The 14405-nt window shown below is 56.0% G+C and carries 17 protein-coding genes; 9 read left to right on the top strand and 8 right to left on the bottom strand.

Going from position 1 to position 14405, the window contains the following annotated elements; genetic code table 11:
* The first annotated feature begins 449 nt into the window (after positions 1-449).
* The 4 genes from P186_RS11570 to P186_RS11585 all read left to right on the top strand — a co-directional run bounded on the left by P186_RS11570 (position 450) and on the right by P186_RS11585 (position 5277).
* Positions 450-1775 (top strand): ABC transporter permease subunit, encoded by a 1326-nt coding sequence (locus P186_RS11570; protein WP_148683228.1) that lies wholly within the window; start codon positions 450-452, stop codon positions 1773-1775.
* Complete coding sequence (locus P186_RS11575; protein WP_014289684.1) at positions 1766-2500, top strand: ABC transporter ATP-binding protein; 735 nt, start codon at positions 1766-1768, stop codon at positions 2498-2500. The genes P186_RS11570 and P186_RS11575 overlap by 10 nt, the downstream gene beginning before the upstream one ends.
* Positions 2501-2576: 76 nt before the next feature.
* Positions 2577-4703 carry a hypothetical protein gene (locus P186_RS11580; RefSeq protein ID WP_014289685.1) on the top strand — a complete coding sequence of 709 codons (2127 nt, stop codon included), beginning with the start codon at positions 2577-2579 and terminating at the stop codon, positions 4701-4703.
* A 97-nt stretch (positions 4704-4800) separates the two neighbouring features.
* On the top strand, positions 4801-5277 hold the full coding sequence (locus tag P186_RS11585) for a hypothetical protein (protein WP_148683034.1): 477 nt from the start codon (positions 4801-4803) through the stop codon (positions 5275-5277).
* Here the strand turns inward: P186_RS11585 and P186_RS11590 are convergent.
* The 3 genes from P186_RS11590 to P186_RS11600 form a co-directional block, all read right to left on the bottom strand.
* Positions 5237-5683, bottom strand: a complete 447-nt coding sequence (locus P186_RS11590) for an AAA-associated domain-containing protein (protein ID WP_014289687.1) — start codon at positions 5681-5683, stop codon at positions 5237-5239. The genes P186_RS11585 and P186_RS11590 overlap by 41 nt on opposite strands.
* A 76-nt stretch (positions 5684-5759) precedes the next feature.
* Positions 5760-6053 (bottom strand): translation initiation factor aIF-1A, encoded by a 294-nt coding sequence (locus P186_RS11595; RefSeq protein WP_014289688.1) that lies wholly within the window; start codon positions 6051-6053, stop codon positions 5760-5762.
* A gap of 40 nt (positions 6054-6093) precedes the next feature.
* Positions 6094-6387 carry a type II toxin-antitoxin system VapC family toxin gene (locus P186_RS11600; RefSeq protein WP_014289689.1) on the bottom strand — a complete coding sequence of 98 codons (294 nt, stop codon included), beginning with the start codon at positions 6385-6387 and terminating at the stop codon, positions 6094-6096.
* A gap of 342 nt (positions 6388-6729) precedes the next feature.
* Between P186_RS11600 and P186_RS13915 the strand changes: the two genes are divergently transcribed.
* A complete protein-coding gene (locus P186_RS13915; protein WP_014289690.1) occupies positions 6730-6882 on the top strand; it encodes a hypothetical protein in 153 nt (50 codons plus the stop codon).
* Between the two features lie 42 nt (positions 6883-6924).
* On the opposite strand, the gene P186_RS11605 is transcribed toward P186_RS13915, so the two are convergent.
* On the bottom strand, positions 6925-7488 hold the full coding sequence (locus P186_RS11605) for a hypothetical protein (protein ID WP_014289691.1): 564 nt from the start codon (positions 7486-7488) through the stop codon (positions 6925-6927).
* Positions 7472-9583 carry a hypothetical protein gene (locus P186_RS11610; protein WP_237179410.1) on the bottom strand — a complete coding sequence of 704 codons (2112 nt, stop codon included), beginning with the start codon at positions 9581-9583 and terminating at the stop codon, positions 7472-7474. Before P186_RS11610 ends, P186_RS11605 begins: the two co-directional genes overlap by 17 nt.
* Positions 9584-9800: 217 nt before the next feature.
* Here P186_RS11610 and P186_RS11615 point away from each other — a divergent pair, with 217 nt between their 5' ends.
* A complete protein-coding gene (locus P186_RS11615) occupies positions 9801-10301 on the top strand; it encodes a hypothetical protein (protein WP_014289693.1) in 501 nt (166 codons plus the stop codon).
* Positions 10302-10592: 291 nt separating this feature from the next.
* Here P186_RS11615 and vapB read toward each other — a convergent pair whose 3' ends face one another.
* Genes vapB through P186_RS11630 form a run of 3 tightly spaced genes read right to left on the bottom strand, consistent with a single transcriptional unit; the run spans position 10593 to position 12222 of the window.
* Positions 10593-10817 carry a type II toxin-antitoxin system VapB family antitoxin gene (gene vapB, locus P186_RS11620; RefSeq protein ID WP_014289694.1) on the bottom strand — a complete coding sequence of 75 codons (225 nt, stop codon included), beginning with the start codon at positions 10815-10817 and terminating at the stop codon, positions 10593-10595.
* A 38-nt stretch (positions 10818-10855) separates the two neighbouring features.
* Positions 10856-11515 (bottom strand): ATP-binding cassette domain-containing protein, encoded by a 660-nt coding sequence (locus P186_RS11625; RefSeq protein ID WP_014289695.1) that lies wholly within the window; start codon positions 11513-11515, stop codon positions 10856-10858.
* A complete protein-coding gene (locus P186_RS11630; protein ID WP_014289696.1) occupies positions 11500-12222 on the bottom strand; it encodes a sulfate ABC transporter permease in 723 nt (240 codons plus the stop codon). The genes P186_RS11625 and P186_RS11630 overlap by 16 nt, the downstream gene beginning before the upstream one ends.
* A gap of 237 nt (positions 12223-12459) precedes the next feature.
* Between P186_RS11630 and P186_RS11635 the strand changes: the two genes are divergently transcribed.
* The 3 genes from P186_RS11635 to P186_RS11645 all read left to right on the top strand — a co-directional run bounded on the left by P186_RS11635 (position 12460) and on the right by P186_RS11645 (position 14402).
* On the top strand, positions 12460-13512 hold the full coding sequence (locus P186_RS11635; protein ID WP_148683035.1) for an ABC transporter substrate-binding protein: 1053 nt from the start codon (positions 12460-12462) through the stop codon (positions 13510-13512).
* Positions 13513-13672: 160 nt separating this feature from the next.
* Positions 13673-14167: a hypothetical protein gene (locus P186_RS11640; protein WP_014289698.1), complete on the top strand. Its 495-nt coding sequence runs from the start codon at positions 13673-13675 to the stop codon at positions 14165-14167.
* Positions 14148-14402 (top strand): winged helix-turn-helix domain-containing protein, encoded by a 255-nt coding sequence (locus P186_RS11645; protein ID WP_148683036.1) that lies wholly within the window; start codon positions 14148-14150, stop codon positions 14400-14402. The genes P186_RS11640 and P186_RS11645 overlap by 20 nt, the downstream gene beginning before the upstream one ends.
* Positions 14403-14405 lie beyond the last annotated feature (3 nt).

A 14405-nucleotide genomic window follows, 5' to 3' on the forward strand; every position in this document is an offset into this window, starting at 1 on the left:
CGAAAGAGGGGAAGTGGTTAAGATAGCTGTTGATTTATCTCAACTGGGAGAACTCGCCGGGCCTTTCACGCTTTGTCTTGACGCCTAAGAGGCCGTTGCGGGCGCCATGGGGGCGTTCAACCGAATACGTATATTTGTAAAAGAGCTGTATATGGAAAGCAGAGCTCCACCTGTGCTGGATCGGCTTGACGCCGGGGGGCTGGCGCAGTTTTCGTGCCTATAAGCTCACGTGGCCAGCTTATTCTTCTGTTCAAGGCTATTGAGAAGGCCTAGAGACGCCGAGGTCGGCCGCGAGACTGACTACATATGTGGAGACCTCGCCTGAGTTGTGAGGACTTTGCCGAGTGCTGACGTCTGTACTGCTTTTATACTTGTTCTGCCGGTGCGTCCATGGGGTGGCGTGGTCGGTGGCTCTGGCGTCTCTAGCTCTTTTGGCGACTTTTGGCAGGATGGCGGCGGCGCTGTTGGTGACTGTGGCTTTAGCTTACGCCATCGCCTACGCCATGTATAGGTCTAGGCGCGTGGAGTCGCTTATGCTTCCTGTGCTCGACGTTTTGCAGTCGGTGCCGATTCTTGGCTTCTTCCCGGTGGCTCTCTACGTCTTTGTCTACGTCTTCCCGCTGGCGGGGGCTGAGGTGGCGGCTGTCTTTCTGATCTTCACGTCCATGGCTTGGAATATAATTTTCAGCGTGTACCAGTCTTTTAAGACGCTTCCCAGGGAGTATCTGGAGATGGCCCGCCTCTACTTGAACGAGAGGCTTGAGCTGGGCCACGTCTTGGTGCCGGCGGCTCTGAGGGGGATTTACTACAACATACCTATCTCGTGGGCAAACGCCTTCTTCTTCATAACGGCCTCCGAGGTCATCACCCTGGGCACCGAGGTTAAGCTGTTTGGCATTGGTAGCCTCGTGGTTGAGTCTTTCGACAGGGGGGACTACCAGACGGCGTATGTAGGCATAGCCCTGGGGGTGCTGGGCAACGTGGCGCTGTACCTAACCCTCTGGCGGAGGCTCACCAGGGAGGTGCCTCAGCCCCCGGGCGCCGTCGCCGAGGCGCTGGGCGCCTGGCTCAAATACGGCTGGCACGTGGTGGCGGCGCTCGCCGCGGCGCTACTCTTCGCCGCCGTGTACTACGGGGTGGGCGCGTCGCCCTCGCTCCCTCACCTCGCCGAGTTTCTACGCGGCGTCGCCGTGTCGGCGGCTGAGGTGCCTCTCACTCTGTTGAGAGTCCTCGCGGTGATGGCCCTCAGCGGGGCGGTGGGGCTCGCGGCGCTTTACATCGTGGTGAGGAACCCGAGCTGGGAGACCGCGGTCCTGCTGGCCGTTTCCCTGCTCTCCTCCATACCGGCTGTGTTTTTATACCCCCTCCTAGGCGCCTTAGTGAGGGGTGAGGCCCTCGCCGTTCTGCTACTCCTGCCGGGGGCTGTGGTGTACGCTGTGCTCAACACCGTGGCGGCGTGGCGAGACGTGCCGCAGGATCTTGCGAGGGCCTACGGAATAGGGGGCCGTGCCTACCTGCTACACATCCTCATACCGGCGTCGTTGCCGTACCTAATCACCGGGCTCTTGACGACCTGGGGAGGGGCGTGGAACGCCTCCATCGTAGCCGAGCCGTTGGCGGGCGTGCACGGCTTGGGAAGCCTCATGGCTAAGGCGGCGGATCGAGGCGACATGCCGCTCCTCCTAGCCTCCGTCGCCGTTATGACCGGCGTCGTGGTGGCTGTGAATAAGTACCTGTGGAAAAGGCTCTACGAGGAGGCGGCAAGATGGCGCTGATAGAGGTGGACAGGGTGAAGAAGTTCTACGGGAGGGTTGAGGTATTCAACGGAATAAGTCTAAACGTCGAGACGGGCGAATTCGTGGCGTTGCTGGGGCCCTCTGGCTGTGGTAAATCTACCCTCTTGAGGATGATCGCCGGCTTAGAGCGGCCAGACGCCGGGGAGATTAGGTTCAGGGGGGAGCCCGTTAGGGGGCCGAGGAGAGAGATAGCGCTTATGTTTCAATCTCCCACTCTACTTCCGTGGAAGTCTGCGCTTGACAACGTGGCTCTTCCCCTGGTGGCGAGGGGGATGGGGTGGAGAGAGGCTAGGGAGGCCGCGGCGCGGTTTCTCTCCTTCGTGGGGCTGTCCGGCTTCGAGGAGGCGTATCCGAAGCAACTATCCGGCGGGATGCAGCAGAGAGTTGCCTTGGCGAGGGCCTTGGCGGTGGAGCCCGAGGTCCTCCTGCTGGACGAGCCCTTCTCCGCCCTGGACCCGCTGACGGCGGAGAGCCTCAGGTCTGAGCTGGTAAAGATCTGGCACGAGAACCTCTCCACGGTCCACACAGTGGTGATGGTGACCCACGCGGTGGACGAGGCTGTTTACATGGCTAATAGAATCGTTGTGCTGAGCGCCAGACCCGCCAAGGTGGTTGCCGACCTGCGCATCGACCTCCCATACTCCCGCAACAGGAAGAGCCATGAATTCCAGAAATACCTAGACCAAGTCTACTCATATATATAAATTTGTAATACGGTACCAAGAATAGGAAATGGGCTGTATCATATAGGAAATTTAAAAATATCTCATTCATTCACTTATGCTGAAAAGACTCATTCCAGTTGTGGCGCTACTGTTGGCTACGTTACTTCAAGCCCAGCAGTTATCTGAAGTGTGTCTTCCAGTAGCGGCGCTTGGGCTCGCTGGGCACCCCTCGCACATGTTAGGTGCCATGTGGTGGAACGGCACAGAATGGCTGTCAACGCCTCTATACGTGGAGGCAAAGGCAATCACCATTATATACATAAACGAGCTGAATAAGACAAATCCCTCAGTTGGCCGCGCTGTGGTGCTCCCACCAGCTCTTGAGCCGGGCACCAAGCTGTGCATGTACCTACCCCATAGAAACGCCACACGACCGCCAGGAATAATGCCAGATTTGGAGGGGATATACGCCTTGGTGCAAAGCGATGACCGCACCACCTACCACATCTTACTAGCAACGACAATTCCGGCGGCTTCGCCCGATAACTTAACTAGCGCTAGGCTAAATGCTAAGGTATTACAAAGACAAGTACATAAACCTGCAGTCAGGCGGATAACCAATCAGCCGCAGTCGCCGACAGTCGGAGAGATAGAGCCTCTATACAATAGCTACTACGCGACTACGGCAACCTACGATTATATAGGCGCTTTCAAACTAAAACAAACCGACAAGTACTACAAATATCCGTGCTTTGCGTCATCGTCTGTCGGAGGGACGATTCAGCTTCCTCCAAATACCTACGCGGCTGAGGTGGTGATAACGGCGGCCTCCACTATTCCATCTACAACTTTGTTTGGAGCTACGCATAACGTGTGGATAAGAGAAACATATCAAGACGGGTCTTCCTACACGACGGGCTACTCTGTATACCTCTCCCCATCGGCGCCGTATGCCACAATTTACCATGTTTTTAAAAGAGGAGGTGCCAAGACGGTAGAGATTAGCTTAGTAATCGCCGGCACACCACCAAACTATGAGTGTACTTTCGACGCCTTTGTGGTAATCTACGGGAGCGCATCAGGCTACTGGCAGAGGTTTCACGTAGTTTCATCTGACATAGCGACTGGCGCTTTAAACGTGCCGCCGAGGGTCCAGAGTGATGGGTATTACTTGGTGTTTCCAGGCTATACGGTTCCACCTGGCGTGGCGTATTCAACCACATATCTAATAGGCTCATTAACACTATGTGGTACTAGTAAAAACTATATAGATATATACTGGGGTACTACCTATGCGACGAGGGTATATGGGCAGTCGGTCTCAAGCGGCTGTTGGAGATATACAATAAACACGTGGATACCTCCATATGAAAACGCCAAGACGGGCGGATCCACCGACCCGATATTGGTAGGACCTATCGACGGTTATACTGCCACGGTATCCAACGCAAAGCTAGCGATATACGGACTCTACAGGCCAGAGCCTAATAGATACACTTCGTATCTATGGAGAGACGGCGTGTTGCCATGGCTATACGCGGTGTACACAACACCCTTTTACGCCCAAAGAGTCGAGATCAAAATCTATGACAGAGGTCAAAACCCAAACACCGACAGTATGAGGCTTGCGGCGTATCTATCGCCATATCAAAATGGCGCTCTATGTCCCGGAGAGGCTTTTAAGATAAAGCTGGCTTTAAACGGCGGCGGGACTCAACTACGAGGTGGCAACCCATCGCTATACGTACAAGGCGGTAGTACATATGATATTGCTTCGCAAATCCTAGGCTGGGTGACTCAGCTTTTCGCTACGATGGGGAAGATTTTGGAAAAGATTGGTAACTATCTCAGCTGGTTACTACTGGCTGATCCGACTGTGAACGCTATAACTGGAAACACATATGCCCAGGTCAGTAATGACTATAATTATCTCGTTGTTTCAGTTTATGTAAATGTGTACGACACGGGGAAACCCATAGTGTTAACCATGCCCTTTGAATTGTCATTCCCGGGTAGTGGGGGAGACTACTCCATTAGCACTAAGGAGGTCTATATGTGTGGTAGGCTAATATACAGCTATTCCTCATCTATACCAGTTGCTCAGTACTATAAGCCGGTTAGCTTCATAAACATGTACGCCACCCAGTATGTAGATGTCTATAGAACATTTACCTGTGGCAAACAAGAAGATTTGAGTAATGTACCTGCCAGTTTACAGTGTAATGTTAATAATTATAGATAAGTTAAGAAATTTTGCTATTTATTCTCTGATTTATTCTTTATTTAATTATCTCGTCTACCACTTTGTCGGTGGGTCGTGGCGACTTGCCTTGTACTCTGTGGGGTTTTTCTCGTTCTACGCGACTTATTTTGACTCATTGGTGGGGAGGCCCCTCTGGATGGTTCTGTACTTCGTGATGTATTTAGTGGCGCATCTAGGCGTTTTCTACGGATTTGCAAAGTCAACTGTCTACGTCGTGATGGTCATTATGTTACTTGGCCCGCTTCTCTACGGCAAGGGCCTCGGAAGACTGGCTTCTCAAGTGTTTTTCTGGGCTGGCGCTTTCGCAGGCGGTGTTGTAATAAACGCCGTGGGGCGGATATATCGCCTCGTGGTTCCTTATGCCTATGATACTCTTCCCACGGCGTTGCCGTCGCCGTTTGACATCCCGATATATCTACTTGGTTACCTCATCCTCTGGCATATTCACTGTGTTGCAAAGAGGTGGGGTGGATCTGTTGAGTGTCCGAGGTGGAGGTTAGGATCTGGCGACGCTACGCCGGGATTACCCACTCGCCGTCGTCTATCTCTATGAGCTGGGCGAAGACACCCCAGTTTATTATCCTCCTGGCTCCCACATCGTCGTAGCCTTGTCCCTTGATGAAGTTTATAACCTCCTCCACCTCCGCCCTTCCACCTTTCTTAACCATGTCCAGGAGGCTTGCAAATGGCTCGAGGTGCGCCAGCTTTTTCTTGAGGTGTTTCTGGAACTCCCTCACTGGCTTCTCCACGGCTAGGCGCCCCTCCGGCGTGAGCTCTAGATCTCCCCCGTGGGCTTTCAAGAGGCCCAGCATCTCTGCGGCATCTATGACGTGGGACAGCTCGCCCATGTCGGCATCTACCGCGTCGTTGATATACATGGCGTCTGCCCTCCCGCCGAGGTTGTGAACCACCTTGAGGAGGCCTAGGACCTGGTCGACCCCCACCGGGGGGAACTTCACGACATTTGCCTCGTTGGAGTTTTTTAAACTTTCAGCACGCCGCTGCTCGTCACAGCTCGGCACTCCGAGCTCCTCGTCACGCGTAGCTGTCGAGACTCTCAATAGCATCTGCGAACCCCCTCCTCCTCAGCTCCTCTACGTCCCTCTTCTCGTACTTATGCACAATATCCCCCTTCTCCTTGTCGAAATCCCACAAGGCGACAACGACGTAGTCGCCGGCTTTAAGCCACAGCTTACGCCTAAGCCTCCCGGGGAGCCTCGCCACACGGATCTGGCCGTCGGCGCAGATAACTTTAAACCTCCCGTCGCCCAGCATCTCGATCACCTTGCCCAAGACCTCCCCCTCTCCAGGTACGCGGAATTCAGACATAGAGCTCTACTGAGCCCGCATTTAAAAAAATTCCGCGGATTTACGTGCCGTACTCCTTCACGTGCTTCACAAAATCCAAACCGGCCCTCTTCACCACCTCTTGATCCGCAGTGTAGAGCTCGGCGCCCAGCCTCCTCGCCAGCGCCACGTACCCCCCGTCGTATACCGAGACCCCCCTCTCCAAGGCGAGCCTCAGCGCCTCGCCCGCCAGCCCCCAGTCGACGTGATGAAGCTCGATACCGGAGCCCGACAGTAGCTCCACCGCCTCCGCCACGTAGCCCGCCTCCAGAAGCCCCCTGGCCACATATTTACGCAACGCGTTTACCACCTCCACAACTCCTTAGACGGCATCGCCGCCCGCACAACGCCTCGGAGGTGGTCATCTCTAAGTCCTCCGTGCGTATTCTCTATACTCCTCGTTAACCACCCCCTCTACATTTCACCTGATCATCCGTCGTACACATTTCAGCTGACGTAGCAACACGGCTTACACACACGGCGGGTAACAACCGCCGAAGTCTTCCAGAAAGTGGGCGCAGACATCGCTCTTCACCCCGGGCAAAAACTACACACCCTCTTTAATTTCATACGCCCAACGCCGCTCGTGCAGGCTCTAGGTGCATGTGTACGCCAGCTGCGTTTACGGTGGGTCTTATCCCGCTGGCCATCTACTTTTGTGCTTCGTGAAGAACGTCGCCTCCGGCTCTTCGCCAACGCCTCGCCGCCAGCGGCGGCGCTGAGGCTCCCGAGGTATCTATGCCCCTTTATGTATATGGCCTGGGCGCTCTGTGTAGCCGGGGTGTACAGCTACAAGGCCAGGTCCATCTGAGGCGCGTCGCTCCACGGTCCCCTGCCGCGCCCGGGCCGCTTTTCATGTTGTTTGTTTTTGGCAGTTTAGTTTTAGTGGTTTTTGGTGGATTATTCTCCAGAGCTCGTATAGGAGTATGTAGAGTGGGAAGTCTTGGGGCTCTGGGAATACGGGAGCCAAGCCTATCGCCGGCACAAGAGCCCTCCACAACACGCCGGCGTAGACCATGTAGAAGTGCCCCGCTATGACTGCCGCAACTAGTAGGATTACTGAGAGGATCTTCTTCGCAACGCCGGTGGCGTAGGCAACAGAGTATATGATCAACGCGCCGGCGGCAAACGGGAAGTACAGCATGACCCAGCTTATGTCTATGGGTAGCGGACCTAGGACTCTGCTCGGTGGCGCAACGCGGTTTAGCCACAGGAGAGCGAGCCCCACGGCGTACGTCAAAAGGGGTAGCAGTATCCTGCCGCAGGCAAGGTGGTAAGCCGCGAGATACGCCAGCGCCGCCAACAGGATAAAGTGGGGGTATTCAAAAAAGCCTAGAAAAGCCCCGGCCAGCACGAAGTAGGAGAGAAGGTAAAGAAAAAAAGAAGCCTTTAGCCCAAACCTACCTATAATACGCACGATCGCACCTATCCCACGGATAGTTGCCAGACTCCTGAACGCCACAGGTCAAAGTCCTGTAGGGGAAATACACGGCCCCGCCACCACCACCCGTGGCGCCCACGGACGTATACGGAAGCACAGGGTAATCAACACTAAACACAGTAATCCAAGACGCATACGGCTCAATTGGCAAATAGTCTATCCTAGTAACTGCCACGTAGGCAGGTGCATTGCGTAGGGAAAAGTAGATCCTCGCCTCAAGCGGGTCTCTATCATAGCTACCTGTGTAAAGCGTAATTTTTAGAGTCTTGTCGTCAACCTTCACCACGTCAATTCTCGCTTGTGCTGCGTTAACTAAGGCGTCCATGGCGAAGGTCACGTATCCAATTATTGGAAAGCTGGCGCCAGTTTTTTTCAACGCGTCAATAGTGCTCTTAACTAAGTCATATATCTGTAAAACAACAGAAACAAAAGGTATGTTAGACAGCACGGAACCCCACCACGAAGTCGTGTTTACCGAAGTTGCTGCCCCGCCGTTTACCTCTATGGGGTTCATGTAGCTGTCAAAGAATCTTACATAGAAGCTCACATATGCACCTTTAGCCCACGGTGACGTCCCAATTTCCGTAATTGGCTTAGTGCTTATGACAAAATAGCCGGGGACAGTGCCGGACTGCATGTAGTCAAGATCTACTATAAATGATCTTTTGTCTAGGAAGAGAAATGATTCTCTGAATCTCCGAACAACGGTGGTGTAAATCTTGCTGTCGCCTGCTGGTGCCAATTCCTGCGGCCTCCTCACGCCCATCTTTACCTCGAGGTCGTATGGAGTGTTTAGGTAGAAGGTGAAGGGCCCTATAGACAGAGCTCCTCCAGAGCCATAGGTGGGCAGTAGATACATGAGTAGAGAGCTTGGCACCGTGACGACGCCGCTGTAGATTCTAAAATTGCCGGAATCGTATCCAGGTACCGAGCCAATGTAGACGCCCCCCATGTAGATGTAAGCCTGGCTATAGATTGCCGACATCTTAGGTACTTTCACATATACCTGTATGTAGATGTCGGAGGCTGCGTCTATGTAGAAGCCTGGTACGACGAAGTAACCCCTCGCGGGGTCAACTACGTGTGTAACCGGACATATCCTAAACGTCTGGCAGTAGTACATGTCTGTAAAGTAAATTCCGAGACTTGGGGTGCGGATTACGTCGTTTCTGAGGTACTGGCTGTTGGTGGCGCTTACCAGAGCTGATGCGTAGATCGCGGCTGGCTGGCTGTTTTGGTTGCATATCTGTACTGTGTACTGAGCCCTCCCCGCCGGTAGCCACGCCACGGCGGTCTGGGGCCGGCCGGGGAGTACAGAGACTGTGCCGCTCCAGCGCTGTGAGGGATTCCAGCTGTTGAGTATTAGGTAGCTGTAGGTGCCGGGGGTTGTCCCACCTGTCAGCACCACTGCGGCTTGGCTTGTGCCGTCAGGCACGTCAAACACCGTGGAGACGCAGGCCCCGGGCTGAAGCGACTGGGCTGTCAGTCTGTACAGCTTGAAGGCGGCCCAGTAGCTGAGCGTCGACACATACTGGATACCGGCCTCTGGCTGGGTCTTCCCGCGGCCGCCCGCCGCTGGCCGCCGGTCAACGAGCTCTACCCCGTCCGGCCTCTTGCCCTCCGGCTTGCCGGGCTGCGCCAGTGTGTAGTTGGCGGGGTTGTCCACGTCCCCGGCTCTAGACACGTAGACGTGGTACACGGCGCCTCTCCTCTCGACTGCGATAAGCAGGCCGGGGGCTGGGGGCTCCGCGGCCGGCCTCCCCGGGGCCGCCTCGAAACACACCACCGTGTCGTTTCTCAACACGGGCGGCGGTAGGGCGCCGCGCGTTACAGCCGCGGCGGGGTCTGTGTTGCTTCTAGCCACCGCCGGGACTAGTACGAAGGTCACGTTTTCCGGCTCTATGTAAGCCTCGGCGGGTCTCCAAGAGCCCCTCTCGAACACTGTGAACATTATGTTGGGGCTCTCCCCGGCGAGGCCGATCTCGCCAGCGGCTACGCAGAACAGCTCTCTAGGGGGCCCCTGGGCCGCCACAAGCATCGCCAACACGATTAACGGAAGGAACCTCAACACGACTCAAAAAAAGCGTCTTTTTAAGCTTTACGGATATGAACATGGTTTGTTGCGAGTCGGTTTGAATTAGGTGATGCGCCGCTTTTGGGGCGTTGGCTAGGCTTGTTGTTAGGGTGATGTTTATTTACTGTCTGGGTGTGTGTGGCTTGTGGCTGGGCTTTTGGAGGTAGGGGGGGGGGGCGGTATGGGCGGTGCAGTGTATTGCGGGGGGCGCGGTGTGGGGAGAGGAGGGGTAAGAGGAGGGGCGGCGGATCCCCAGCTTTGCGCGGCTCTGAGGCGGGTGGAGACTGAGATGAGTGCGGCGGCTGGCTACGTGAAGGCCCTCGCCGAGAAGTACATCGCCGCGGCCGAGCAGTGGCTTGCAGAAGCTGAGAAGAGGATCGGCGCCGCCGACTTCTACCCCTACATCGAGGAGGCGGATTTGTACGAGCTTTTTGTTATGGGCAGGCCCAGGCTTGTGAAGATAGGCGCCTCTATAGACCACTTCGACAGAGGCGAAGAGGACCTCTGGCGAGTCGTCGACACCCTTAGGACAGACAAGCCGTGGTACGCCTATCTCTACCTGGCGGTGGACGCCGCGGGGCCACGCCTCTGGAGACCGGCAGAACGCCTCCCGGAGGAGGGCTGGCGCCACCTAAAAGAGAGAGACCTATACGGAGCATACGAGCTGGCGAAAGACAACGATCAAGGCGATCTAATACTGTTAATGATACCGTAAACCCCCTTCCCTATCCCCTAAATAATTCTTAACTCGCAACCGTACGCACTACCTGAATCAGGTATTATGTTTCTACACCCATGGGTCTGTAGTAAGCTGTCCCGCCTCCCGCGAGGGCTCCGGGAGGCGTCGTTGTGTCTAAATACGCACATGCCGAAGGGGCGGCGTCAACCCTCCGGGCGTCCCCGTCCAGGTAGCAACCCGGAATCCCCAGGCCCCCCGGGGACGCCCGGAGAACAGAAGGGGGGATTTACTACCCACTTCACGCAGACGCTGGCGTCGATGATCACCCTACCCAGCCTCACGGTCTTCACGTATAAACTCCGTGGCGAAGTCCCCACCTAGGCGCGGCCCCCTCTCCAAGAGCCTCTTATACCTCTCGCTCATCTGTCCGTAGTACTCCTCCTGGACCCTCCTCTTGAGAAACTCCACAATTTCGCGGTAGTAGTCTATACCCAGCTCTCTCAGCTTATCTCTCAACTCCCTGGGGATCCTCACCGAGATAACCACACTCACAAGTCTACTCTAATGTAGACTCGCGTAGCCAAATGCCCTTATGAAAACAGTGCCTCCACGAAGCGGTCCACGTCGTCTGTCTTCACGCCGGGGTTGTCTACACACTTCGTCAACCTGCCCTGCTCCACTACGCAGATGCGGTCTCCCACATACGCCGCCTCTATCGGGTCGTGGGTGACGTACAGCACAGGCTTGTCCAGCTTCCTCACGACGTTGTTCACAAGCCTCTTGTTAAACCAGTCTAGGTGGGACGCCGGCTCGTCCATCAAAAAGGCGCATGGATCCGCCAGAAGCCCCGCCGCGATGTTGACCAGCTGCTTCTGCCCAGTAGACATGCTGGAGGCCTCCAGCAGATGCCTAATCCCAAGCCTCTCCGCCACCTCCAACACGGCGCGTCTGTCCCTCCCCCACCGCGCCGCCACGGCTCTGAGGAACTTCCCCGCCTTAGCCGGGGGATCCACCGGCGTCGCCTGGATGTACACCAGCCGCCTCTCCTCGGGCGGTAGCGCCGAGACGTCGCGGCCGCACGCCTCCACCACCCCCTCCGCGGGGATCACGCCGGCGATCGCGTCGAGCAGAGTGGTCTTGCCGCTCCCATTCCTCCCAAGCAGAACCACCACTGAATTTACGGCGAGGGACTCGACGAACAGCTCGAAGCGCCCCCTCCTGGCCCTCAGCCCCCTCACCGAGAGAGCCATAGCCTAATCACGTACGCGGACACTACGCCGATGGCCATGGTCAGCAGAGAGGCGGTCACCGCCGGGCCGACGCCGTAGATGAGCCAGGAGTTGTATATGTAGATGGGCAGGGTCGGGGGGTAGGCGGCGAATATCAGGAGGACGCCCAGCTCGCCGAACCCCCTGAGGAAGGAGAAGATAAAGGCGGAGGCGGCGGCTCTCCTCAGGGAGAGGAGGACAAGCCACAGAAGCCTCAACCCGCCGAAGCCCAGCGACCTGAAGTACGCCTCCGCCCTCACCTCCCTCAAAGCCCCATCGAAGACAGCATAGACAACAGGAAGAGCCATTACAAACATAGCCAGTACTATGCCAGCCGGCTTGTTGACAAACAGCCCGTACAGCGCCTCCGACACGTATCTACAGTCCACCCCCAGCCAGCCGCAGATCTTCCCAGGGGCGGTCACTGAGCCCAGGAGAAGCACCCCGACGGCCGTGGGGGGCACCACCGCCGGGACGTAGAGAATCTGAGCCGCCAGCCCCCTCCCGGGGGCCCTCCCCCACATAGCCACCGCGAGGCCCGGCAACAATGCCAGCGCCGAGGCTGTTGCGCTGAAAAGAGCCGTGAGAATAAGGCTCTCCCCCAGCCCCGGCGCCAGCTCCCCCGCGTGGATAAGAGGCAGGACTACTAACAAGAGGAGCATAAAGAGGATGACAAGCAACGCCAGCATGTAGAGACCATGGACCCCCCATAAAAGACTTACTTGTATCAAATAAATAAAACTACAAAAAATTAAATTATAAGTAGCTGTATATGTTTTATATGTGATTGCGAATTTTTCTGTATATGTAGAATTTTATCAAGAGGTTACTGTATGTGTAAATAAAAGTTTTTCATGTAAATTATGAAATTATTGTATGGTTTTATTTAGAAAAAATTGTTAAAAAACTCCCCGTTCTCCCTCATTATGCCCCAGAAATGGATATACATAGCTATAGGGGCCGTGATACTCGTGGCGGTGCTGGCTGTTGTATTTACTTCGTCAAAGCCCCAGCCCCCGCCGGCAACAGCGCAGCAGCCGCCCCCCTCGACCCAGACGTCGGCCACGTCCACTGTTACGTCTACCCAAGCCCAGACGGCGGCGCAAACCTCGGCTTGCTCCGGCGGAGTGGTTGGTTTTGTGGCCCCTGCCTTGATTAGAGTGGTGAAAGACGCGGCTACGAAGGCGGGCCTTGGGGTCGACGGCATCCAGTCGGTGGGCTCCGTTGAGGGCATCAGGAGGATACAGGGAGGCGCCAAGCCCGACGTGTACGCCTCCGTCGACATCGAGTTGAGGCCAGACGCCGAGAGGACGGGGGCGAGGGAGGTATTTTCACTAGGCCGCTTCAAGCTGGCTCTGGTCTGCAGAAGGGCTGTGGAGCTCGGCGACATCCCGAGGGTAAAGCTGTCGCTGGCCGATCCGAACAAGGCACCGATTGGCTACAGAGAGCTGGCGGCGAGCTGGATGTTGCAACAGAAGTACGGCGTCGACCTAACCGGCAGATACGCGGCGCTGGGGGTGCGGTACGTCTACAACGGCACGCTGTACATATACGTCCCCAGCTCCCTCCCCAACACAGACCTAACGGACGTGGCGCCGAATCTCGACGCCACGTGGTCGAGGCTGGAAACCGGGGCCGTGGACTGCGTCTACGCTTACGTGCCTTTCTTCATAAATAAGTACGTGGAGCTCAAGCCGCTGGGAAAGTCGACGGAGTACTGGGAGCTGTATGAAGGGAGGAAGGGCGGCGCCTCCTACAACGTCTACGTGTTCAAGCCGCCGTACGACTTCCTAAACGACCCGCCGATCTCCGTGGTGCTTGTGCTCCTAGACCCCTCGGGCAGGCCTGCGAAAACGCTCAAGGTGGGCCGCTTCGAGGCCTTCGTAGCCTCATACACAGAACGCGGCGACTGTGTGGTAAACGCCCTCAAGACTATGAACCTGGCCGACTACGGCTTCGTGAGGACTACGTCTAGCTAACCACGAAGTTTCACCAGGGATAAACCTAAAGCACCCAATCAGCATGACGTCCTTAAAAGTTTGAGAGATCACTAGGCCGCCTAGAATAAGCCAAGGCGTGGCGCGGCGATAGTTACTGTGGGTAAGTCAACCTTTTTACTAAAGACTGGGTCGCTACAATATGCGGTTTAGGAAGCGGCTCCTCAGTTGTGTCGAGTTGCAGTGGGCTAGGCGCCTCTACGGGGCGTACGCCGTTGTGCTTTACGCTCTCTATGTGGCTGAGGCCGCCGGCGTTTTAAAAGGAGTTGCCGACAAAGTCCTCGGCATGTGGTTTCTCCCCGCGTTGGTAGCGGCGGCCATAGCCCGGAGGAAGTTGCTCAAGATAGTGGGCGAGGAGGAGGCGGCTCTGGCGCTTATGGAGCTGGTGTCTAGGAACCCATACTTCTGCACCGCCGCCGAGCTCACAGTTAAAGCCATTGCGCTTTTCGGGGCCTCGCTCTCTGCGGCTGTCGCGGCGGGTCTCTGGTTTAGAAACGAGATGTTCGGCATAGTCCTCTCGCTTACGTTATTTGCGCTCCTCTACTCACGCGCCGCGGGGCGGGAGCTCAAGAGGCTGAGGGAAGAGCTGGAGCTTGTGGAGAAGATGAGAAAGGCGTATGAAGAGGTCAAGCTCTAAACCCGACCTCTACATCGTGTACCGCCTCTTGAAGATTTTAAAAGAGCACGGCCCCATGTCTAAGACCTCCCTCGCCCTCCACGCCAAGCTCAACTACCAGAGGGCCGTGGCGTATCTGAAACATCTAGGCGATGCTGGTCTAGTGGAAATAGAGAAGGATGTAGTCTTAACGAGAAAGGGGTACGAAACTTTGGAAAAATTGGAGGAGGTTTTAAAAAACCTTGGAGTTTACTAACAT

Source organism: Pyrobaculum ferrireducens (assembly GCF_000234805.1).
Taxonomy (GTDB): Archaea; Thermoproteota; Thermoprotei; order Thermoproteales; family Thermoproteaceae; genus Pyrobaculum; species Pyrobaculum ferrireducens.